The organism is Mesorhizobium sp. CO1-1-7, assembly GCF_020164885.1.
Taxonomy (GTDB): Bacteria; Pseudomonadota; Alphaproteobacteria; order Rhizobiales; family Rhizobiaceae; genus Mesorhizobium; species Mesorhizobium australicum.
The window spans coordinates 61,514-84,052 of the sequence record NZ_JAIUHA010000011.1 but is presented as its reverse complement, the minus strand read 5'-3'; the positions used below and the strand labels follow the sequence as shown (position 1 = coordinate 84,052).

General features: G+C 64.2%; 19 protein-coding genes and 1 pseudogene. 9 read left to right on the top strand and 11 right to left on the bottom strand.

Translation table 11 applies throughout. The features are described from left to right. Window positions 1–200: 200 nt before the first annotated feature. Window positions 201–1,106 (bottom strand): serine hydrolase, encoded by a 906-nt coding sequence (locus tag LB516_RS23655; RefSeq protein WP_140663725.1) that lies wholly within the window; start codon window positions 1,104–1,106, stop codon window positions 201–203. A gap of 255 nt (window positions 1,107–1,361) precedes the next feature. Continuing rightward, entirely contained in the window at window positions 1,362–2,483 is a 1,122-nt protein-coding gene (locus tag LB516_RS23650) for an NAD(P)/FAD-dependent oxidoreductase (RefSeq protein ID WP_140722083.1), read from the bottom strand. A gap of 115 nt (window positions 2,484–2,598) precedes the next feature. Here LB516_RS23650 and LB516_RS23645 point away from each other — a divergent pair, with 115 nt between their 5' ends. From LB516_RS23645 to LB516_RS23625, 5 genes are all read left to right on the top strand, one after another. Further along, window positions 2,599–3,504: a LysR family transcriptional regulator gene (locus LB516_RS23645; RefSeq protein WP_140663722.1), complete on the top strand. Its 906-nt coding sequence runs from the start codon at window positions 2,599–2,601 to the stop codon at window positions 3,502–3,504. 89 nt (window positions 3,505–3,593) lie between these two features. Further along, window positions 3,594–5,672 carry a hydantoinase/oxoprolinase family protein gene (locus tag LB516_RS23640; protein ID WP_140663721.1) on the top strand — a complete coding sequence of 693 codons (2,079 nt, stop codon included), beginning with the start codon at window positions 3,594–3,596 and terminating at the stop codon, window positions 5,670–5,672. 4 nt (window positions 5,673–5,676) lie between these two features. Beyond that, window positions 5,677–7,662: a hydantoinase B/oxoprolinase family protein gene (locus LB516_RS23635; protein WP_224720455.1), complete on the top strand. Its 1,986-nt coding sequence runs from the start codon at window positions 5,677–5,679 to the stop codon at window positions 7,660–7,662. Next, window positions 7,659–7,961 carry a (2Fe-2S)-binding protein gene (locus tag LB516_RS23630; RefSeq protein WP_140663718.1) on the top strand — a complete coding sequence of 101 codons (303 nt, stop codon included), beginning with the start codon at window positions 7,659–7,661 and terminating at the stop codon, window positions 7,959–7,961. The genes LB516_RS23635 and LB516_RS23630 overlap by 4 nt, the downstream gene beginning before the upstream one ends. After that, complete coding sequence (locus LB516_RS23625; protein WP_140663716.1) at window positions 7,958–9,319, top strand: FAD/NAD(P)-binding oxidoreductase; 1,362 nt, start codon at window positions 7,958–7,960, stop codon at window positions 9,317–9,319. The genes LB516_RS23630 and LB516_RS23625 overlap by 4 nt, the downstream gene beginning before the upstream one ends. A 41-nt stretch (window positions 9,320–9,360) precedes the next feature. On the opposite strand, the gene LB516_RS23620 is transcribed toward LB516_RS23625, so the two are convergent. After that, complete coding sequence (locus tag LB516_RS23620; protein ID WP_140663714.1) at window positions 9,361–10,686, bottom strand: NAD(P)/FAD-dependent oxidoreductase; 1,326 nt, start codon at window positions 10,684–10,686, stop codon at window positions 9,361–9,363. A 221-nt stretch (window positions 10,687–10,907) separates the two neighbouring features. On the opposite strand from LB516_RS23620, the gene LB516_RS23615 reads away from it, so the two are divergent. Continuing rightward, entirely contained in the window at window positions 10,908–11,384 is a 477-nt protein-coding gene (locus LB516_RS23615; RefSeq protein ID WP_127327820.1) for an Lrp/AsnC family transcriptional regulator, read from the top strand. A gap of 174 nt (window positions 11,385–11,558) precedes the next feature. Here LB516_RS23615 and LB516_RS23610 read toward each other — a convergent pair. Next, window positions 11,559–11,840, bottom strand: a pseudogene (locus LB516_RS23610) (LysR substrate-binding domain-containing protein); the annotation flags it as partial. Further along, window positions 11,801–12,346 carry a LysR family transcriptional regulator gene (locus LB516_RS23605; RefSeq protein ID WP_224720454.1) on the bottom strand — a complete coding sequence of 182 codons (546 nt, stop codon included), beginning with the start codon at window positions 12,344–12,346 and terminating at the stop codon, window positions 11,801–11,803. The pseudogene LB516_RS23610 and the gene LB516_RS23605, both read right to left, overlap by 40 nt. A 91-nt stretch (window positions 12,347–12,437) precedes the next feature. On the opposite strand from LB516_RS23605, the gene LB516_RS23600 reads away from it, so the two are divergent. Genes LB516_RS23600 through LB516_RS23595 form a run of 3 tightly spaced genes read left to right on the top strand, consistent with a single transcriptional unit; the run spans window position 12,438 to window position 14,955 of the window. Next, window positions 12,438–13,901: an NADH:flavin oxidoreductase gene (locus LB516_RS23600; protein WP_318011849.1), complete on the top strand. Its 1,464-nt coding sequence runs from the start codon at window positions 12,438–12,440 to the stop codon at window positions 13,899–13,901. A 37-nt stretch (window positions 13,902–13,938) separates the two neighbouring features. Further along, window positions 13,939–14,469: a hypothetical protein gene (locus LB516_RS29075; protein WP_318011848.1), complete on the top strand. Its 531-nt coding sequence runs from the start codon at window positions 13,939–13,941 to the stop codon at window positions 14,467–14,469. Between the two features lie 9 nt (window positions 14,470–14,478). Further along, window positions 14,479–14,955, top strand: coding sequence for an Lrp/AsnC family transcriptional regulator (locus LB516_RS23595; protein WP_140663712.1), 477 nt, complete (start codon window positions 14,479–14,481; stop codon window positions 14,953–14,955). A 39-nt stretch (window positions 14,956–14,994) separates the two neighbouring features. On the opposite strand, the gene LB516_RS23590 is transcribed toward LB516_RS23595, so the two are convergent. The 6 genes from LB516_RS23590 to LB516_RS23565 form a co-directional block, all read right to left on the bottom strand. Continuing rightward, entirely contained in the window at window positions 14,995–16,650 is a 1,656-nt protein-coding gene (locus tag LB516_RS23590) for an ABC transporter ATP-binding protein (RefSeq protein ID WP_140722086.1), read from the bottom strand. Then, window positions 16,647–17,492, bottom strand: coding sequence for an ABC transporter permease (locus LB516_RS23585; RefSeq protein ID WP_140664008.1), 846 nt, complete (start codon window positions 17,490–17,492; stop codon window positions 16,647–16,649). The genes LB516_RS23590 and LB516_RS23585 overlap by 4 nt, the downstream gene beginning before the upstream one ends. A 2-nt stretch (window positions 17,493–17,494) precedes the next feature. Beyond that, the gene (locus tag LB516_RS23580) at window positions 17,495–18,445 is read right to left on the bottom strand and encodes an ABC transporter permease (RefSeq protein WP_140663708.1); all 951 of its coding nucleotides are present in this window, start codon (window positions 18,443–18,445) and stop codon (window positions 17,495–17,497) included. A gap of 86 nt (window positions 18,446–18,531) precedes the next feature. Beyond that, window positions 18,532–20,142, bottom strand: coding sequence for an ABC transporter substrate-binding protein (locus LB516_RS23575; RefSeq protein ID WP_140663706.1), 1,611 nt, complete (start codon window positions 20,140–20,142; stop codon window positions 18,532–18,534). 63 nt (window positions 20,143–20,205) lie between these two features. Continuing rightward, on the bottom strand, window positions 20,206–20,898 hold the full coding sequence (locus LB516_RS23570; RefSeq protein WP_411969428.1) for an HAD-IA family hydrolase: 693 nt from the start codon (window positions 20,896–20,898) through the stop codon (window positions 20,206–20,208). 267 nt (window positions 20,899–21,165) lie between these two features. Beyond that, a complete protein-coding gene (locus LB516_RS23565; RefSeq protein ID WP_140722094.1) occupies window positions 21,166–22,539 on the bottom strand; it encodes an aspartate aminotransferase family protein in 1,374 nt (457 codons plus the stop codon).

Sequence of the window (22,539 nt, the reverse complement as noted above, 5' to 3'; positions counted from 1 at the left end):
ACGCAGGCGCAAACGCGGCAGTGACGAGCCCCGCCGAACGACGGAGATTTGCCTCGAAGGCATCGAGGTCGGTGAGGGAGCGGGGGTGTCGAACTCCTGGATCGACGCCCCGGGGCAGGGCAGGCGGGCATTGCAGCAGAAGCATCGTTCCGATCACATCGGCTTTTTGGACGGAGTCCGTAACCGGCCTCGTTGACTCGCTAGAGGGCCGCGACGAGCTCGGCAGTGTGCTTTCCTATGGCAAGCAGGATTGTCACGTTCGCCGAGATCTGCTCGCCTTGAGTGAAGACGACGCAGGTGAACCGCTTGCCGTCCGCCAGCTCGACATGAATGGCGTCGTGGCGGCGGTAGCTCGCGCGGGGATCGCCTGTCCAGCCCGTCCAGCCTGCTTTCGACCACAGTTTGGCCCCCTCCGGCAGGTCCGCGCCCATATAGTTGAGCACCTGCGACAACGGGCGTTTGACGAAGCCGGGGTCGCGCGGCCGATACAAGAAGTCGGCCATAATGCGCGAGCGTTCCGGCGAAATCATCGCGCCATCCATGATGCGAGAAAAGACGGACGCGGAGGCGTCGGCCGTGAGGCGGTTGTGGTTGTTGCCACCAACCTCGACGAATATCTTTTCGCGGCCATAGCGGTCATCGTCCATCAGTTTCTGACAGACATTGATGCCGTCGAATTCCGGCAAGGCGAGCTGCTTGAAATAGGCGTTGATGCCGTTTCGGGCCGCCATCCAGCGCCGCATCTCCTCTTCGCCCAGCTCGGTGTCGCCGGTCGTCCCGGTCAAAGTATCGATGACGTAGTTGGTGGCGTTGTTGCTCGACCACTTGATCATATCGTGCATGGCCCGCTCCAGCTCAGGCGTCGCCTGGACTTTTCCTGCGTCAAGGGCAGCCTGCGTGGCGACAAGATAGAAGACCTTGATTACGCTGCAGGGATAGAAGGGGGCATCGCCGTTGTAGGAGTAACCTGTCGGCAGCGTCCCACCCTCGCCATAGGCTTTCTCTTCCCCCCCAGGGATGGACCAACAGCGTGAAAGCGAATTTGTCTTCCGCCAGCCCGCGGGAGGCGAAGCCGTCCAACGCTGTGCGCACGATTTCCTCGCCAACCGCTCCAATCTGCTTTGAACGCATCGACTTCTGGCAAGTGCGCCATGGCGCGTCAGCACGACTCCAAGTGTGCTACGTTTTGAACGGAAGCTTTGCGCCTCACATATTCGTTCAGGGCAGCAAAGCACTGATCCCAAAACCGGTCATCGATGAGCGAGCGCGAACTGCAACGCATTGAGTGTTGTCGAGGGTTATAGAGCTACGGATGACCGCGTCACAACCGTTTCGTGCGACCCGATTCTTCTCTGTAACCATCATGCAGCAGCGCGGCTGAAGCGGTTGATCATGAAATCGTCGAGCGGCGTTTCGCAACGGTCGGTCGCGATGAGCTCGGCCATGGCGTCGCCCACGCCCGGACCAAGCTGGAAGCCATGTCCGCTGAAGCCGAAGGCGTGGAACAGGCCTGGCGTCGTGGCCGAGCGGCCCATGACCGGCAGCATGTCCCTGATATAGCCCTCGCAGCCGGACCATGTACGGATGACCGCGACCCGCGCGATTGCCGGCAACAACCGCGCGACGGCGCGCAATTGCAGGGGAAGGCGCATGGGATCGGCGGCCGCATGGCCGGGATCGAGGTTCACCGACACCCTTTCGGCGGCGCCGCCGAAAACGATGTTGCCCCGCTCGACCTGACGCAAATAGGCGCCATGGTCCTTGTCGCGCGTCCAGATGCCGAGCACCGGCAGAATCCGATGCGGCAGCGGCTCGGTCACACCCATCTGCGGACCGCGGGCGTCGAGCGGGACCTCTTCGCCAAACTGTGCGGCAATGCGCGCGCCCCAGGCTCCGGCGGTGTTGAGCAGGCACTCGGCGGCGAATGCACCCTTCGAACTGGTGACAAGGAAACCAGAACCCGTGTGGGTGATCTTCTCGACCTCAGCTCCCTCGATGATTTGCGCCCCCAGTTTGCGGGCCGCCTCGGCAAAGGCGGGTGCGATCAGCCGTGGATTGCCGCTGCCATCTTGCGGAGAGAACGACGCTCCGATCGAGTCAGGGCCGAGGCCGGGAAACCGGGAACGGATCTCACGCGGGCCGAGTTCTTCCAGCTCGAGCCCCCACGGCCGCGCGGCTTGGGCATAGGCCCGCATATCGGCAAGGCTTCCTTCATCGAAGATCAGCCGGATATGGCCGGTGGCGCGGAACTCGACGTTGCGGCCAAGCATCTCTTCAGCCTCGCCCCACAGCCTGAGCGAGCGGTGGGCCAGCGGAAGCTGGGACAGATGGCGCCCCGTGCGCCGGATGTTGCCAAAGGAGGCGACGGTCGCCCCGGTGCCGATCCGCTTGCGCTCGACCAGCGTCACGCGCGCGCCGCGCCTCGCGAGGAAATAGGCTGAAGCCGTCCCCATCAGTCCACCGCCCAGCACGATCACGTCCATGGTTATTCCTTGTGCGGAGCGGATACTCCCTGAAGACGCCGATCTTGTCGGCACCGCTTCATTGCGTCAAAGATGAGTTTGGACAACAGCCATAAGCCGAACCTATGGAGTGGCAATGCGGGCCCGTCAGCTCGAAGTGTTCATCGCCGTCATGCGCGCGGGCACGGTGACCGCCGCGGCGCGGATGCTGAACATTTCCCAACCCGCTTTGAGCCAGATCGTGATCCACACCGAGGACGAACTCGGCTTCACGCTGTTCGAGCGCGTCAAGGGCCGGCTGCGGCCGACCCCGGAGGCGCTCGAGATCTTCGCCGATGCCGAGCGGCTGTCGGCGGGGCTGGAGGGCTTGCGCCGCAAGACCACCGACCTTCGGCTGGGCCGGACGGGGCTGGTGCGGGTCGCGGCCTCGCCGCCGCCGTCCATGGCGATCTTGCCGCGCGCCTTCACCAGCTTCCGGGCGCAGCATCCCGACATTTTGCTACGGTCCCACATGGCGCCGATCGCCGCGATCATCGACATGCTGCGCGCCGGCGATGCCAGCCTCGGCGTCGCCATGGACGACCGCCTGCCTCCCGATATCGACGCGGAAGTGATCGGCAGCGTCGGCTTCTCATGCCTGCTGCCCACGGGGCATGCGTTGGCCGGGAAGACCGAGCTGACGCTCGCCGATCTCGCCGGCGAAGAGTTGATATCCTATCGCGCAAACACCCGTCCCGCCGACGAACTGGCCCACGCTGCCCGCGCGCAGGGTGTGGTGCTTTCGCCGTCGCTCGAGATCGACGTCTCCATCTCGGCCGTCGGCTTCGTCCAGGCCGGCCTGGGTGTCGCGCTCGTCGACGCGCTGCTGCCATGGCACCAGTTTGCCGGCCTTGCCGTCAGGCCGCTCGCGGCGGGGCCGGAATTTCCGATCGCGCTGCTGACCTCGCGCACGCGGGCGCTTTCGCGGGCCGATGAGATGATGCGCGAGCAAGTCCGCGCGGCCTGTTCCGCCGTGCTGGGCGGTGACAGAGCAAGGGCATAAGCAAGACTTATAGTCCCGCTCGTCATACGTCTTGGACCCTGGCCATCCTGTCGTGTCAGCTTTGGTTGGCAGACAGGAAGGGACGCATCATGGATGGTGCCATCGTGGCGGACGAGGCGAGCAACGAAGCCGACTGGAAGGTCGGCGTTGATATCGGTGGCACATTCATCGATTTCTGCGCGCTCGAAGCAAATTCGGGGCGCGTCGCCTCGCTGAAAGTGCTGACGACGCCGGAAGATCCGGGTGCCGAACTGATAACGGGCCTCACGCTTATGGCCGAGCGTGAAGGCTTTGATCCTGCCCGCATGACGCGCTTCGTGCACGGTACGACCGTTGGCATCAACACCATCATCCAGCGCAAGGGCGCACCGCTGGCGCTGTTCACCAATGCCGGCTTCGAGGACGTCATCGAACTGGCGCGGCTGCGCATGCCGGACATGTATTCGCTGTTCTGCTCGCGGCCGGACCCGCTGATATCGCGCGACATGGTTTTCGGCATTCCGGCCCGCATGCGTGCCGATGGCAGCGAGTCCCGGGCGCCGGACATGGCGGCGGTGGAAAAGGCGGTGGCGGTGGCGAAAGCGAACGGAGCGCAAGGCATCATCGTGTCCTTCCTCCATTCCTGGCGCAATGCCGCTCAGGAAGCTTCGGTGAAGGCGAGGATCACGCGTCTTGCGCCCGACCTGTTCGTCTTCTCCTCGGCCGAGGTCTGGCCGGTCATCCGTGAATATGAGCGCAGCTCGACCGCCATCCTCAACGGCTATGTCCATCCGCGCGTCTCCGGCTATCTGACGGCGTTGGAAGAGCGGCTGAAGGACCACAGTGTACCCGCCCGCCCCATGCTGACCAAATCGAATGGCGGGCTGATGAACGCTGCCGAAGGCAAGCGCGCCTGCGTGAACATGCTTTTGTCGGGGACAGCCTCCGGTGTCATGGGCGCCTCGTGGCTGGCGCGCCAGGCCGGAGAGGACAGGATCCTGACCCTCGACATTGGCGGGACCTCGGCCGATTTCGCGCTCATTATCGATGGCGAGCCGCAATTCGGCACCGGCGAACTGATCGGCGAATTTCCGCTCCACATCCCTTCCGTGTCGGTAAGCTCGATCGGTGTCGGCGGCGGCTCGATCGCCAGTGTCGATGCACAAGGGGTGCTGCGGGTCGGACCGGAATCGGCCGGTTCGACGCCAGGACCGGCGTGCTATGGTCGTGGCGGCGAGAGGCCGACGGTGACGGACGCCATGGTGGTGTGCGGATGGCTCGGTCACAGCGAGATGGCCTATGGCCAGTTGCGGATCGACACCGGCCTGGCGCATCGCGCGGTCGGCGAGCTTGCCGCCCGGCTCGACCGCCCCATCGAGCAGACCGCGCAGGCGATCCTCGACATCGCGGTGTCGGAGATGTTCGTCGAGGTCGAGAAGCTTGCCTCGCGCGCCGGCGTGGACTTGCGCGATTTCACGCTGATGCCCTTCGGCGGCGGCGGGCCGATGCTGGGCGCATTCCTTGCCCGCGAACTCGGCATGAAGCGCGTCATGGCGCCCCGCCGGCCCGGTGTGGTGTCGGCGCTGGGCGGACTGGTGGCGGATTTGCGCGGGGACTTCATTCGCACCATCTTCAGCCCGCTGTCTGGCGTGGCGCTTGCCGGAATTCGCGAAGCCTTCGAGGCGTTGACGCGCGAGGGCCGCGACTGGCTCGCGGCGCAGGGGCACGATGCGGCGGCGGAGCTCAGTCTCACCTGCGACATGCGCTATGTCGGGCAGAGTTATGAGATCGAGGTCGTCCTTCAGCCGGAATGGCTGGCGGAGGGCAATGTGGCCGCCATCGCGCAGGCCTTCCACCTCACCCATGAGCGGCTCTACGATTTCCACGACCCGGAGGGCGGGATCGAACTTGTGAATGTCCGGCTATCGGCCATAGGCGCAGGGCCGAAACTCTCCTTCCCGGAAATCGACGAGGTCGATGCTCCGGCCATTCCGGCGCGCCGGCTCTCCGTCTACACGGGCGCGAGCGTCGAGACTGTCGACCTCCACGACCGGCAAGCCCTCGTGCCGGGCAGCATGTTTCACGGGCCTGCCGTGGTCGTTCAGGAAGACACCACCTTTGCCATTCCCGCGGGAGCGCAGGCAAGGGTCGACCGCCATCTCAACCTTTTGCTGACCTTCCCGGAGTGATGCCTTGTTTGACCGGACAAACCTTCAGGTTCTGGCGAACCATGCCCGCGCGGCCGCAGAGAACATGGCGCACACGCTGCACCGCACCGCGCACTCCGCCTTCGTCAAGGAGACGCAGGACTTTACCGTGATGCTGATGGACCGTTCAGGCGCGACCTTCGCCGTGCCGATGGAGCTCGGCGCCACCTGGTATCCGGGGCTTTCGTATCACCGCGCGATCGCCATGGTCGATGACTACCGGCCGGGAGATATTGCCTTCACCAACGATCCCTATTCCGGACACGTCGCCACGCACGCGCCCGACACGCATCTTTGGAAGCCGGTCTTCGTCGATGGCGAGATCGTCGCCTGGACCGGCGGGCATATCCACAACACCGATATGGGTGGCGCCGTGCCGGCTTCGCTCAGCCGGGCGCTGACCGAAATCCATCAGGAAGGCATCCGCTTTCCCCCGATGAAGCTGGTGAGAGAGGGCGTCTTCGACGAGACTATCCTGCGGATCATGAGCACCAATGTGCGCAAGCCCGACCTCAACATCGGCGACATCAAGGCGCTGGTCGGCGCGCTTAACACCGGCGAGCGCAAGATCCAGGCAATGGTGAGGAAGTTCGGCAAGGCAGGCTTCATCGAAGGCGTTTCCGCTCTTCTCGACCAGGCGGAAGCGCAGGCGCGCGACGTGCTGCGCTCCATGCCCGACGGCACATGGGATTTCTGCGACTATGCCGATGAGGATTCCGTCGAGGCCAATCCGTGCCGGCTGAAGCTGACGCTGACGATCAAGGGCGACGAGGCGGTGCTCGACTTCACCGGCTCCGATCCGCAGCTCGGCTCCTCGCTCAACGTGCCTTCGGGCGGTGACCCGCGACACACCATGCTGCTGGTTGGCGTCTACTACGTGCTCTACACGCTCAACCCGAAGATCCTGCTCAACACCGGCCTTACCCGGCCGTTTACCTGCATCACGCCCCGGGGCTCCGTGCTGAACCCGGTACACCCCGCCGCCGTGGGCATGCGCTCGCTCACCTGCGCCCGGCTGCGGTCGGTCATCTTCGGCGCCTTCTCGCAAACGGTGCCGGAGCGCCTGCCAGCAGCTCCGGCCGGCAACAACTGCATCGTCAATGTCATGACCACGGACGAGCGCACTTACCGGACCGTCATCACGGCGGTGAATCCCGTGGTCGGCGGCGGCGGGGCGATGCCGCATCGCGACGGAACCAATGGATCGGGCGCGGATGCCGCCTATCTCAAGAACACGCCGATCGAGATCACCGAGACCGAGACCCCGGTCGAATTCGTGAAATACGGGCTCGCCAGGGATAGCGGCGGGGCGGGGCGTTGGCGCGGCGGGTTGGCGACCGAAATGGCCTTCCGTGTCTTTGCCCCCGATTCCAGGATCACGGCGCGCAACCGCGACCGCAGCTTCTTTCGTCCCTGGGGCGTGCTGGGCGGCAAGGCGGCCGGCCTGTCGGACATGATCGTCAATCCAGGGACCGAGCATGAGCGGCGGCTGGGCAACATCGACACCACTGTGCTGCAGCCCGGCGACGTGCTTGAGATACGCTCCGCCGGAGGCGGCGGGCGCGGCGATCCGCATCAACGCGAACCCTGGCGGGTCGCGCAGGATGTGCGGCGAGGCTATGTCTCGCCGGCTGCGGCCGAGCACGGCTATGGCGTCGTCATCCGCGGCGGCGAGAGCGACGAGCAGGCAACGGGGCAATTGCGCGCGCGGCCGGCGCCTGCCGCCGGCCATTTCCATTTCGGTCCGGAGCGCGACGGCTACGAAGCGCAGTGGACGCCGGCCGCCTATGACCGGCTCACGGCCATACTGGGAGATTTGCCGATCCACTGGCGGTTCTTCACCAAGACGGAGATCTTCCGCCGCATGAAGGGCCGTTCGGGGCCGGAAGGCGTCCAGCAGGCGTTCGACGCTGTTTGCGAACGGTTCCCGGAACTGCCTCGTCCTGGCCCGGTGCGAGAGGCGGCGGAATGATCACCGCCGGCCGCATCGTCCGGCTGGCCGAATTCGGGCGGGCGCACCTGCATTTCTTTCTCGACGGACAGATGTGTAGCGCATTGGCGGGCGACACCGTGCTGACCGCCATGCTGGCATCAGGACACGCGCTGCGAAAATCCGAGTTCGGACCCGAGTGGCGCGCCGGGTTCTGCCTGATGGGAGCCTGCCAGGATTGCTGGATATGGCAGGACGAGGGACCGCGCATCCGCGCGTGCTCGGCCCCGATCACCGAAGGCATGCGGTTGCGCACAACGGAGCCGGAGAGCTGGCCGTGAGCGAGACCTCGCCGCGGATCGTGATCGTCGGCGCCGGTCCCGCCGGCATAAGGGCCGCGGCCATGCTGGTCGAGGCCGGGCTCCACCCGGTGGTGATCGATGAAGGGCAGCGCGCCGGCGGGCAGATCTACCGCCGCCCACCTGCCGGGTTCGTCCGCACGCCGGAGCAGCTCTACGGGTCGGAGGCGGCGAAAGCGGTCGCATTGCATGCCCTCTTCGACCGGCTGGCCGAAGAGGGGCGCCTCACCCATTGCGCGGCAAGCTCGGTCATCGCCTTGCAGGAGGGGCGGCTGCACGTGTTGGGGGAGGGCGGCGTACAGCTGGTCAGCTATGACCGCCTGATCCTTGCGACGGGCGCATCCGACCGTGTCGCTCCGGTCCCGGGCTGGCAGAGTGCCGGCGTCTACAGCCTTGGCGCGGCGCAGATCGCGCTCAAGGCGCAGGGCGTGGCGCTGGGGCAGCGCATCGTCCTGATCGGATCGGGGCCTTTGCTGACGCTGGTTGGCGCCCAACTCGTCAAGGCTGGAGCGGATGTGGTGGCGGTGCTCGACACCTCTTCCCGGCGCCAGCAGATGCGGGGACTCTGGGACCTTGCCGCCCGGCCGCTGGTCGCGCTGCGCGGTCTCGCCCCGCGGGCGAGGCTCGGCGGCCGCTATCATGCCGGCGTGACGCTCGAACGGATCGAGGCCGACGGCAAAGGTGTCACCGCGATCCGCTGGCACGACGCCGGCGGCAGGGAACATCTCACGCTATGCGACACGATAGGCATGGGCTGGCACTTGCGGGCCGAAACGCATCTCGCCGACCTGGCGGGATGTGCCTTCATTTATGACGAGCAGTGGCGGCAATGGCTGCCAAAGACCGATGAGATGGGCCGCGCCGGCAACGGAGTCTATCTTGCGGGCGATGGAGTTCGTCTTCTGGGAGCAGACGGCGCGGAGATCGCGGGGCGTCTTGCCGCGGTGGCGTGCCTTGCCGATCTCGGATTTCCAGCGCCCTCCACCGCGTCCGATTTGCGCAAACTCGCACGGCTCGAACGCTTTGCCCGCGGGCTGGCTCGCGCCTTTCCCTGGCCGACGGCGATGGCGCGGGCACTCCCCGACGCGGTCGTCTGCCGCTGCGAGAACGTGACCGCCGCGGCCCTACGCCAGAGCACTGATTTCGGCGGTAGCGAAGCCAACAGGGTGAAATCGCTGTCGCGCGTCGGCATGGGGCGATGCCAGGGGCGCTATTGTCAGCTGGCCGCCGTCGAACTCATCGCGGCGCAGACCGGCTGCACGCCTGGCGCTGTCGGTCGGTTCCGCGGGCAAGCGCCTGTCCGCCCGGCGCCTATCGGCGCCTTTCTGCGGGACGGCTGATGCGATTCTGGGCCGACCTGGTATGTCTGCCTGTATCACGTCTAGAAGTCGGCGACCTTCCCCCAAGACGAAGCGTCGAAGCGCCTGGGATCATAGGATTGCGGATCGACAATCGGTTTGGAGCCGGTCATCAGATCGGCGACGAGATGCCCGGCGCCGGGTCCGATGCCGAAGCCATGCCCCGAGAACCCGGCAGCCAAAAAGAAACCCGGAACGATATGGATCTCCCCAATGGCAGGCACACCGTCGGGCGTGCTGTCGATGTAGCCGGCCCAGGTCGCGCTGATCCTGGTCTGGCGCAGTGCCGGCAGCAGCTCGAGCGCCCGGGCGTGGGCCAGGCGGATGGTCGCCTGGTCCGGAACCGGGTCGAGGATGCGCATCCGCTCCATCGGTGTCGGCTGGTCGAGCCGCCAGTGTCGGAGCGTTTCGTGACCCGAGCGCATGCCCTGCAGGCCGCCAGGCGCGAGGCTGCGCCACCGTTTCAGGAACATCGGCAGGAACTGCGAGGAGAAGCGCAACTGCTGCGGCGTAACGTCCACGCGCCCGCGTCCGCTTATGGCGAGCGTGTAGCCGCCGTCGCCGCGACGCGTGACCGAGATCCCTTTCGTGTGCAGCGCATCCGGCAGACCTTCCGCGCCTGGCGAGACGGACAGAATGGACGAGCGGATCGACGCCTGCGGAAAACGGAAACCGAACTGCCGGCAAAAGGAGGAGGCCCAGGCACCGCCGGCCAGCACAGCCATCTTGGTCCGGATCGTTCCGCTTTCGGTGACCACGCCGCTCAGGCGGCCGCCTTCGGTCTCGATACCGCGCGCGGCGCAATTCTGGTGCACTGAGCCGCCAAGCTTGAGGATGGCGCGGGCGACCGCGGGTGCTGCCCGCGACGGATCGGCGGTGCCGTCGGTGGGCGAGAAGACGCCGCCCTTCCATGTCCGGCCAGTGGCGCGGCCCCGCTCGCAGGCCTCGGCGCCGTCGAGCATATGCGTCGTGACGCCAGCCGTTTTGGCGAAGTCACGCCAGCGCACCCAGCCGGCCAGTTCCGCATCGTCGTTGCTGAGATAGAGCAGGCCGCAGCGGCGAAAGCCGGTTTCTTCGCCGGTTTCCGCCGCAAAGCTGCCCCACAGGTCGATGCTTCTTGTCGCCATCGGCAACTCGCGCGCGTCGCGGTTCTGCTGGCGGCACCATCCCCAGTTCCTGGAAGACTGCTCGGCGCCGATGCGTCCCTTTTCGACGAGCGCCACCTTCATGCCGCGCCGTGCCAGGTAGTAGGCCGCGAAGATACCGACGATGCCGCCGCCGATCACCACCGCGTCCGCGATCCGTGGCAGGTCTCCGGATGTCTCGATTTTCTGTAGGGGTGCGCGCATGGTCTCTCTGCCTTGACGCGCCAATTTAACGCGTTGCGCAGGCAGCCGCTGCCGCAGTTGCGGCCGAAGCAGAATTTTATTCCGGCAACGCAGTCAAAATCGGGAGCCGCTGCGTTTCAAAGCGCTCTCCGCTTGGATGGACAGACCCACGGGCTGTGGTAGTGTCAATGTCTATGAGCAAGGCAGCATTTTGTGCTGCGGCATGTTCTGCGGAGACGACAGTGAAACTGGATCGGATCGATATCAAGATTCTGTACGAGTTGCAGAAGAATGGCCGCATCACCAACGTGGAACTGGCTGATCTGGTGCACCTGTCGCCAAGCCCGTGCCTGATGCGGGTCAAGAGATTGCAATCGGAGGGCTACATCGAGGGCTATTCCGCGCAGATCAATATCGGCAAGCTCGGCCAAACGCTGACCGTGTTTACCGAAATCACCTTGAAGAACCATCGCCAGGTGGATTTCGCCCGCTTTCTCGCCGTGGTTGAGAAGATCGACCAGGTCATCGAATGCCACCTCGTGTCGGGTGGCTACGACTATTTGATGAAGTTCGTGACCGCCGGCATCGCCGAGTACCAGACCATCATGGAGCGGCTGACCGACATGGATATCGGCATCGACAAGTATTTCAGCTTCGTGGTGCTGAAGTCGCCGATCGTCAAGGCGCACATGCCGCTGCCCAGCCTGTTTCCGAGGTAGTCCGCGGCGACCGCGCCGCGCTTGTCGCCTGCGGCCCGCTACAAGGCGTCCGGCCGCAATATCCGGTGCAGTGCCTTCAATTCGGCTTGCATCTCGGCGATCATCCAGGCAGACGACAGGCCGTACCGGCCTTGAGCGCGGCGCTATCAGCTGATGGATCCGACCCGTCTTGATCTGCCTGTCCGAGGCCGGGACAAGGGTTCCCTGAAGCAATGCCCTTGAAACGTTGCTGAGCCAGCCGAGCGCCACGCCTTCCCCGTTCATCGCGGCTTGAAGCACGACCGCGTAGTCCGAGAATTCGAGCCACTTTGCCCTGCTGGTCTTGCGGTCCGCCACACTGCCCCAGGCGTCCAGCCACTGCTCCTTGGCGTCGGTCAGGTGAAGCAAGGCATGACCTTCCCCGGTTCCGGCATGGATCAGCCGGCCGTGGGCCGACAAATAGGATGGGCTGCACACCGGAACGATGATCTCCGGCGAGAATGCCCAATGGTGATAGTGGGTGTCGTCATCAGCCTCGTGGCAAGGTCGACAGTCTCGGCGGGTCCTCGCAGAACGCCCGCGATCAGTTCGAACCACAGGTCGACGTCAGGAAACCTGGTGTTGAATGCCCCTAACCTCGGAACGAACCAATAGGTTGCCAGAGAACTCGAAAGGGAAAGAGTCACCACCGGCTTTGCAGCGCTGTTCTGCCTGATCCTGCGGATCGCCTCCGCAATGCCGTCAAATCCCTCCCGCACCGCCGAATAGAGGGCACGTCCCTCCGGGGTCGGGGTCAACCCCGCAGGACCCCGCGTGAAAAGAGCAACACCAAAATCGGCCTCGAGCTGGGCAATGCTGCGGCTGATCGATGGTTGCGTGACGTTGAACTCGCGCGCCGCCGCCGTGAAGCTACCCGACCGGACAGCAGCTTCGAAGACAAGCAGTCCGCGCGCGGAAGGAACGAGTTTTGCGAAACCAGCCATACGCCCAGCGTATAGCGACCCCAACAATTTACAAGCTTTCTACGATCTCGGAAATGGCGAAGTATAACCCTGATGAATGGGGGAGCAGGACGTGAAGGCAGCGGCATCTCAAGCGGGCAGCACATCCAGCGATCCTCTGCTTCAGCCGTTTCGGCTCAAGGGTCTGACGCTGCGCAACCGCGTCGTCAGCACCAGCCATGCCTCGATGCTGGACGATGGCGGCCTGCCGCTCGAGCGCTACCAACGCTACCACGAGGAGAAAGCGCGCGGCGGCCTGGCGATGACCATGGTGGGCAGCTCGGCCATGACGTCGCCCGACTCGAGCTGGGGCGGCGGTCAGTTGGACCTCTCGACCGACCGCATCGTGCCTCATCTCCAGTCGCTGTCGCAGCGGGTGCATCGCCATGGCGCTGCCATCATGTGCCAGGTCTCACACCTTGGCCGGCGCGCTACCGCCTATGCCGGAAACTGGCTGCCGCCGGTGGCGCCGTCACGCGTTCGCGAGACGCGGAACCGGAATTTTCCAAAGGAGATGGACGCCGCCGACATCGACAGGATCATCAAGGATTACGCCAGTGCCGCTAGGCGCTGCGTGGACGGCGGTCTGGACGGCGTTGAAACCGTCACCGGCGGCCATCTGATCGGGCAATTCCTCTCGCTCAGAACCAACAGGCGCACGGATGACTTCGGCGGCTCGCTGGAAAACCGCGCACGCTTCGGCCTGATGGTTCACGAGGCGATCCGCCGCGCGGTGGGCGACGACTTCGCTGTCGGCATCCGGTTCGTGATCGACGAGGCGGTCGAGGATGGCTCGGATTTCGAGGAATGCCTTGCCTTCGCCAGGCTGTTCGAGCGGGAAGGCCATATCGACTTCTTCAACTGCATCTTTGGCCGCATGGACACCGATCTGTCGCTGGCTGAGCAGAACATGCCCGGCATGTTCAGCCAGAGCGCGCCGTTCTTGCCGCTGGTCGGACAGTTCAAACGGGAAACCAGGCTGCCCGTGATCCACGCCGCAGGCATTCGGGACATAGCGACGGCCCGCCATGCCATCCGCGAGAACCTTGTCGACCTGGTCGGCATGACCCGAGCGCATATTGCCGACCCCCATATCGTCAACAACGTGATGCGCGGCGAAGAAGAACGCATTCGCCCGTGTGTCGGCGCGTCCTACTGCCTCTACAAGAAGGTGCAGTGCATTCACAACCCGGCGAGCGGCCATGAAACGATCATCAGCCATACCATCATGCGGGCTGAAACGCCGAAACGGGTGGTAGTGATCGGCGGTGGCCCGAGCGGGATGGAAGCGGCAAGGGTCGCCGCCGAGCGCGGCCACAGAGTGAGCCTGCTCGAAGCTGGGGCGCGGCTTGGTGGGCAAGTGCTCATCGCGGCCTCGGCGTCCGATCGCAGGGATCTCATCGGCATAGTCGACTGGCGCGTAGACGAACTCGCGCGGCTTGCAGTGGAAGTCCGTCTCAACACCTATGCGGAGGCAGAAATCGTCATTGCTGCGGAACCGGGCGCGGTCATCGTCGCCACCGGCGGCGTTCGCTGAACATTGCGACAGCGTATGGGACGTCCTGACCGGAGTCGTGCCGGCGAAGCACGATGTGCTGATCTACGACGAGACCGGACGCCAGGCCGCAATTTCCTGCGCCCTGCATCTCGCCCAACACGGGCGCGTGGCCAGCCTGGCCATAGCGGACGACACGCTGGCGATCGAGACGCCCTATCCGGACCGGGTGAGTTTCCGCAAACGCGCCTCGGAACGCGGCATCCGCGTCGTCAGCGATATGCGTCTGGTCAAGGCAGCGCGCCAGGGCAACGGCATCGCCGCCACGTTCCGGCATGAACTCACTGGTGCGGAAACAGAAATGACCGCGGCCCAACTCATTGTCGAGCGCGGCACCGTGCCCATGGAGGATACCTACCAGGAACTGCGTGCGCGCTCCGCCAACAACGGCGTCACCGACATAGCGCTGATGACGGGAACGGCAACGGACGGGGATAATAGTTCCCAAGCTGCCGGATCGTTCGTCCTGCACCGCATAGGAGACGCGGTCGCCAGCCGGGACATCTACTCGTCGATCTATGAGGCCTACCGGCTCTGCTCGCAATTGTAGACAAGGCCCATGAAACTCGATCGGATCGACATCAAGATTCTGTACGAGCTGCAGAAGAACGGCCGCATCACAAATGTGGAGTTGGCCGAACGGGTCAGTCTCTCCCCCAGCCCATGCCTGATGCGGGTAAAGAAGCTGCAGGCTGAAGGCTATATCGTGCGCTATTCGGCGCAGATCGACATCGCAAAGCTGGGACGGACGCTCACCGTCTTCACGGAAGTCACGCTAAAGAACCATCGACAGATCGACTTCGCGCGTTTCCTTGCCGCCGTCGACAAGGTTGATGCGGCCGTCGAATGCCACCGCGTTTCCGCCCGCTACGACTATTTGATGAAATTCGTGGCCGCCGGCATCGGCGAGTATCAGGAGATCATGGAGCGGCTGAGCGACATGGATATCGGCATCGACAAGTGTTTCAGCTTCGTGGTGCTGAAATCTCCCATCGTCAAGGCGCACATGCCGTTGCCCAGCCTGTTCCCGATGTAGTCAGAGCGGCTCACCGTTTCCGTAAAATGCTGAGCGGCTCTAGCGATGGCCGTATTGGCTGACAAGCTCGGGATCGCGGACGAGGCCATCGAGCCACGTCGGATCGAGCTTCGGCACGGAGGAGAACAGAAGCTTGGAATAGGGGTGGGTGGGCGCCTGCAACTTGTCGGGCGTGATCTGCTCCACCCGCTGCCCATTATACATGACCATGATTTCGTCGCAGATCGCTTCGACGACGGAGAGGTCGTGGCTGATGAAAATATAGGAAAGGCCCAACTCGCGCTGCAACTCCTTGAGCAGTTGGATCACCGCGGCCGCGACCACCGTGTCGAGCGCCGAGGTGATTTCGTCGCAGATGATGAGCTTGGGGTCGGCCGCCAGAGCGCGCGCGAAGTTCACGCGTTGCTTCTGGCCACCCGAGAGCTCCGACGGACGGCGATAGCGCAGGCCCCTCGGCAGGCGAACCATGTCGAGCAGTTCGTCGACGCGCTTCGAGCGCGCCTGTCTGTCGAGCCCGTGATAGAAGGCCAGCGGGCGGGAGATGATGTCCTCCACCGGCTTGGCTGGATTGAGCGCGGTGTCGGCATACTGGAACACGATCTGCATCTCGCGCAGCTGGTCCTGGCTGCGTTTCCCCGCAGTGCGCTCCAATTCCTTGCCGTCGAAGACGATGTCGCCGGCCGCCGCCGGATGGATGCCGGCGATGACGCGCGCCAGCGTCGATTTTCCGCAGCCGGATTCGCCGATGACGCCGAGATTGCGTCCCTTCTCGACGACTAGGGTGACGGAATCAACCGCGCGGATAATCGGCAGTCCGTCACCCCGCACCGCGCCGTAGCCGGCGGTCACATTGTCGATACGCAGCAGCTCTTTCGTCCCGGCATCCGCGTCCGCATGCGCTTGCCGCGGTTTCGGCTCGAAGGCAGCCAGCAGTTCGCGCGTATAGGGGTGCTGGGCAGCCGAAAGTATCTGAGCCGTGGTGCCTGTCTCCTGCACTTCGCCGCCCTTCAGCACGACGATGTGGTCGGCGATCTGGGCGACGACGGCGAGGTCGTGGGAAACGTAGACCCCCGCTATTCCGCCCGCCCGCATGACCGACTTGAATGCCTTCAGCACGTCGATCTGCGTCGTCACGTCGAGTGCCGTCGTCGGCTCGTCGAAGATCATCAGCTTGGGATCGCCGGTGAGCGCCATGGCCGCCGACAGCCGCTGCAATTGCCCGCCCGAAACCTGGTGCGGGTAGCGCGCGCCGATCCCTTCCGGATCCGGCAACGACAAGGCCCGGAACAGCTCGACCGCGCGCTTGCGCGCCTGCTCGGGCGACATCAGCCCGTGGATGCGCGTAACCTCGATCACCTGCTCCATGATGGTGGACGAGGGGTTGAAGGAGGCGGCGGCACTTTGCGGAACATAGGCAATGTCGGTGCCGCGCAACCTGGCGCGCTGCTTTTCGGAAAATGCCGCCATGTTCTTGCCGTTGACATTGATTTCGCCGCCGGTAATCCGGCAGCCAGGCCGCGCATAGCCCATCAGCGAGAGCGCGATCGTCGTCTTGCCGGAACCGCTCTCACCGATCAGGGCGACGATCTCGCCATCGGCGATGTCGAGGCTGACGCCCTTGATGATTTCGACGACACGACCGGCGTCGGTCGTCGCCTCGATCCTTAGGTTCCTGACCTCGACGAGATTGGTCATGCGTCCCTGTCCCTGATCTTCTGCGGCAGGTTGTCGATCAGCAGGTTGACGCTGATGGTGAGGCTGGCGATCGCCAGCGACGGAATGATGACCGCGGGCGCCGCGAAGGGCAGGCCGCCGATGTTCTCGCGCACCAGCGCGCCCCAGTCGGCGAGCGGCGGCTGCAGGCCGAGCCCGAGGAAGGACAGGCCTGAGAGCAAGAGCACGATGAAGACGAAGCGCAGGCCGAAGTCGGCCAGAACCGGGCGCATGATATTGGGTAGGATCTCGGACCCGATGAGATAGGCGGTGCTTTCGCCGCGGACGCGAGCGACGGTCATGAAGTCCATGCTGTTGATGTTGACCGCGAGCGCCCGCGCGAAACGGTAGGCGCCGGGAATATAGATGACGGCGAGCGTCAGGATCAGCGCCGGGATCGACGAGCCGACAGCGGCGACGACCACAAGGCCGAACAGCTTGCTGGGGATGGAGTTCATGGCATCGAGGAAGCGGCTAAGGCAGCTGTCGAGCCAGCCGCCGGTGACGGCAGCGATCATCCCCAGCACGACGCCCGAGAAGCAGGCGATGGCGACGGCTGCGAGCGATATGCCGACGGTGTAGCGCGCGCCCATCAGCACCCGCGAGAGCATGTCGCGGCCCAGATAGTCCGAGCCGAGCCATAGGCCCTGACGCATCGGGCCGAAATAATCGTCGTCGACGATATCGCCGATCGAATGGGGAATGATGCAAGGCGCGAAGATGGCGATCAGCGTCCACGCCAGGATGACCAGCGCGGCCACGACGCCCACGAGATTGTAGCTGTGGCCAAGAAATGACCGTCGGGAAGCTGCCACGCGCGCCATCGTCACCTGAGCCTCGGGTTGGACATGATGGCGATGATGTCGGCGACGGTGATGAGCAAGAGATAGCCAAGGCAGAAGATCATCGCGCAGCTCTGGATCAGCGGCAGGTCGCGGGTCGCGACGGCATCGACCATCAGCTTGGCGATGCCGGGATAGTTGAAGATCGTCTCCACGATGATGACGCCGCCGACCAGATAGGACAGCGACAGCGCAACCGCGTTGACGATTGGCCCGAGCGCATTGGGGAGTGCGTGCTTGAGCACCATGCGGCCGCGTGAGGCGCCTTTGAGAAGCGCCATCTCGACATAAGGCGTGGAGAGCGTTTCGATCACCGCGGCGCGGGTCATGCGGATCATCTGGGCGGAGATGACGAAGGTGAGCGTGATCACCGGCATTGCATAGATGCGCACGAGGTCGGTCAGCGTATGCGCCTCATTGACCGAGGAAAGCGCTGGCAGCCATTTGAGATAAACGGCGAAAAGCAGGACCGCCAGCGTGGCGACCATGAATTCCGGCACCGAGATGACGCCGATCGAAAGAATGGTGACGGTGCGGTCGTAGAGCGAGCCGCGCAGCATGGCGGCGGTGATGCCCAGCGTCAGCGCCAGGGGGACCGAGAGCAGCGTGGTGATGCCGGCGAGCTCCATGGTGTTGATGAAGCGCCCGCCGATCAGTGCCGCGACCGGCATCTCATTGGCATAGGAGGTGCCGAGATCGCCGTGGAGCAGGCCGAGAAGCCAGCGCAGGAAGCGCAGGATTGCCGGATCGTTGAGATGCATGGCCTCGCGCAGGCCGGCGACGGCTTCGGGTGTCGCCGCCTGGCCGAGCAGGATCGACGCGGTGTCGCCGGGCAGCATGCTGGTGGCGAAAAAAACGGCGAACAGGACGATCAGAAGCGTGATGACCGCGATTGCCAGCCGCTTCAACACGAGGTTTAGAACCCCAGACGTCATGGAAGCGCTCCTGCGGTTGCGTTCGGCCAAGCCATGTTGCGCAATAAGTGCCAGGGACCGGCTGTCCGGTCCCTGGCAGGCGCCTCTCAGGCTTCGAGCCAGAGATATTCCGCCATTGCGTAGCCCATCATGCCACCGAGCGGGTTCGCCTCCAAACCCTTCACCTTGCTGGAGAGGGCATCGACGTTGGAAATGTAGGCTGGGATGATGGTGCCGGCCTCTTCGGAGACCATGGTCTGCATCTGGCCGTAGATTTCCTTGCGCTTGGCCTGGTCGAGCGAGCCGCGCGCCTCGATCATCAGCTTGTCGAACTTCTCCGACTTGTACTGGCTTTCGTTCCAGGGCGCGTTGGAGGCGTAGAGCAGCGAGAACAGGATGTCCGGCGTCGGGCGTGGATTGATGTTGCCGAAATGGACCGGCGCCTTGAGCCAGTAATTGTCCCAGTAGCCGTCGGACGGGACGCGCTGGACATCGAGCTTCATGCCGATATCGGCACCGGCGGCTTGGATGATCACCGCCATGTCGATCGACGAGGTCGCGGCATCGGAGGCGACCACGGGGATGGACTGACCGAGCAGGCCCGACTTCTGGAAGTGGAATTTGGCCTTGTCCGGGTCGAAGGCCTTCGGCTTGAGGTCGGCATTGTGGAAGATGTTCGCCGGTGAGACGGGCTGGTCGTTGCCGACTTCGCCAAGGCCGCGCAATGCCGATTTGACGATCTGCTCGCGGTTGACGAGGTATTTCATGCCGGTCACGAAGTCGGCCTTGTTGCCGGGATCCATGTCGAGCCGAATGTTGAGGTCGGTGTAGTTGCCCGAGGTCGTCTTCGACAATTCGAAGCCCTGCTGGCCGCCGATGAGCTTCATCGCGCGCGGATTGATCGAGGCGGCGAAGTTGATGTCACCGGAAAGCAGGGCGTTCACGCGGGCGCTGTCATCGCTGATGGCGATGAATTCGAACGAGTCGAGGTAGGGCTTGCCGGATTTCCAGTAGTTCTTGTTCTTGGTGACGACCGACCGCACGCCTGGTTCGAACGTTTGCAGCACAAAGGCGCCGGTGCCGTTGCCTTTGGAGAAGTCGGTGGTGCCATCGGCGATGATCATGAAGTGATGCAGCGCCAGGATGGTCGGAAGGTCGGCATTCGGATCGGCGAGCGTGATTTCGACCGTGGACTTGTCGACGGCCTTGAAACCGGTCATCTGCGCGGCGATCTTGGCGACCTTGGAACCGATCGCCGGATCGAGATGGCGCTTCATCGAGAAGACGACGTCGTCGGCGGTGAGGGCCTTGCCGTCGTGGAAGGTGACGCCCTTACGCAGCTTCACCGTCCAGGTCTTGGCGTCCTTGCTGTCGAAGCTTTCGGCCAACTCCATCTGCGTGACGCCATCCTTGTCGAGGAAAGTCAGGCGGTTGTAGAGCGAGCAGCAGCGGACATAGTCGGTCGACAGCGACGCCTTTGCCGGATCGAGCGTGTCGGCGGTCGAGGACGACCAGCCGGCGGCCTTGAAGCTGCCGCCGGAAACCGGCGTGGCGGCGACGGCATTGGTGGCGCGGCCAAGCACCATGCTGCCCGCGGCAACCGCGGCGCCGCCGGCCAACAGCATCTTGAGGAGTTCGCGGCGGCTCGCGCCCCGCCGAATGGCATTTTCGACCATGGCATCGTCTGCGCTGGTCCAGTTCGTGATCTTGTCGGTCATATCATTCCCCTTTCTGTTTGTTTTCCGGCTTGCTCGTCTTGACGCGGCTTTCCGGGCTTGGGCTCAGGTTCGTTGCTTCAGGCTTTCCCGTACGGCCGACGCCGACGCGGCCATTGAGGTGAAGTGGTAGTCCGGCACGGTGAAGCGCTCGGGCTCGATCGTGCCGCCATAGCCCTTCTGGGCATGCCGGCGCTCGATCCAGCAGTTGGTCAAGCCAAGCGCCCGGGATATGCCGATATCGTGATACTGGCTTTGCGCGACGTGCAGGATGTCATCCTTGCTGTCGCCCCTTGAGGCGACGAAATCGAAGACCTTCTGGAAAAAGGCCGGGTCCGGTTTTTCCGTGCCGGTATCGTCGGCCGTGAAGGTGGCGAAGAAGGGCGATCCGAGTTGCTTCTCGAAATGATCGAGCGCCCAGCGCCGGGCATTGGTCATGGCGATCAGCCTGTGCGATTTCGCAAGCTCGGCCAATGCCGCCGCGCTGTCAGGAAAGCCTTGCCAGACGCTGGCGGAGTCCCGCAGGCGGATGCCGTATTTCTCCTCGGCCGGCAGGCCGAGCCGTGGCGCGATGACCATGTAGACACGTAGGAGATCGTCGGGAAACAGGCTCGCATCGGGCATGTAGCGGGCCTGCCGGTAAAGGCTCAGCGCTTCCTCACCATCGAGCGAAACGCCGGCCTCGGCGGCGATTCCGGCCAGGCAGGTCGTTATCCCGCCTTCGAAGTCGATCAGCGTGCCGACGACATCGAAGGTCATGTATTTGAATTCGCTAAAGCCCCTGGCCAAGACTGGGTCTCCTCTGCGTACGGCCGAATTGCATGTGTTGAACAGAACAAAATTCCGTGCTGTCAGGGGCGTCGGCCTTTTTCGAAGGCCCGGAAATCCAAGCTTTCTGGCCTTGTCTTATAAGCAGTCTGGCACTTCCCCCGCGCTGGATTCGCCGAAAAGGCGCGAGGGGGCGGCACAAAATTGCGAAATCGTCTGCCCCGGCGCTATTTCGAAACACGGGGCATTGGTCTGCCGTCATGCCAGGGCCTGGCGGATGTCGGGATCGTCCAGTGTCTGGTCGAGCGTCCGGCGCGTGCGCTCGATGATCGCATCGATGTCGCCGTCGGTGCAGCAGAGCGGCGGTGCATAGCCGATAACCCCATGCGCAAAGGCACGGATGATCAGGCCATTGTCCCATGCCCTGTCGAAGACGCGCCGCGCCGGCATGGCCGACGCCGGAAGCGGTGTCTTCTTCCGCTTGTCGACCACCAGTTCGATCGCGGCAAGCATGCCGCGGCCGCGCACATCGCCGACGAGCGGGTGGTCCCTCAGGCCCTCCAAGCCCCCCATCAGGCGAGCGCCGGCCTTGATGCCATTCTCCAGAAGGCCGGCTTCATAGAGCTTCAACACTTCGAGCGCGACGGCGGCGCTGACGGGATGAGCGGAATAGGTGTAGCCGTGACCGACCGCCGAGGAGCCCGCGCCATCGGCGATGACGTCGTAGACATGATCGGCCATGAACACGGCGCCCATGGGAACATAGCCCGAGGTCAGCCCCTTCGCGGTCGTCATGAAATCGGGAACGATGTCCTCATCGGTACAGGCGAACAAGGGTCCCGTGCGGCCGAAGCCGGTGATCACCTCGTCGGCGATGAACAGGATGCCGTATTCCCGGCAGAGCTCGCGCATCGCCTTGATCCAGCTTTTCGGTGGAACAATGACGCCGCCTGAGCCCTGGATCGGCTCGGCATAGAAGGCAGCGACCCGCTCCGGCCCGATCTCCTCGATCTTGGCCTTCAGCGCGGCGAGTGATGCGGCGATGATCGCGTTCCCTTCCTCGCCCACCGGGTTGCGATAGGGATAGGGGGAGGGGATCTTGTGCTGCCATTCGAAGGGAATGCCGAAACCGGCGTGAAAGGCGGGCAGGGCGGTCAGGCCCGCGCCGACCACCGACGAGCCGTGATAGCCCTGCTCGATGGAAATGAACTGGTCGCGCTTTGGCTCGCCCCTGGCATTCCAGTAGTAGCGGACGAAACGGACCGTGCTATCGACCGCGTCCGACCCGCCAAGTGTGAAGAAGACGTGATTGAGATCTCCGGGCGCGCGCTCGGCCAGTTCCGATGCGAGCCGGATGGCCGGCTCAGAGCCGAGGTCGAAATAGGCGGTGGCGTAGGGAAGCTCGCGCATCTGCCGGGCAGCCGCCTCGACGATGCTGTCGTGGCCGTAGCCGGCATTGACGCACCACAGTCCCGCGAAACCGTCGAGAAGTTGCCGGCCGGACGCATCGGTCACGGTCGCCCCCTTCGCCGATTTCAAGACGCGCACGCCTTGCGCCTCATGACCACGGTATGAAGAGACCGGGTGGACGAGATGGGCGCGGTCGAGTTCGATCAGGGAATTGGCGAGCAT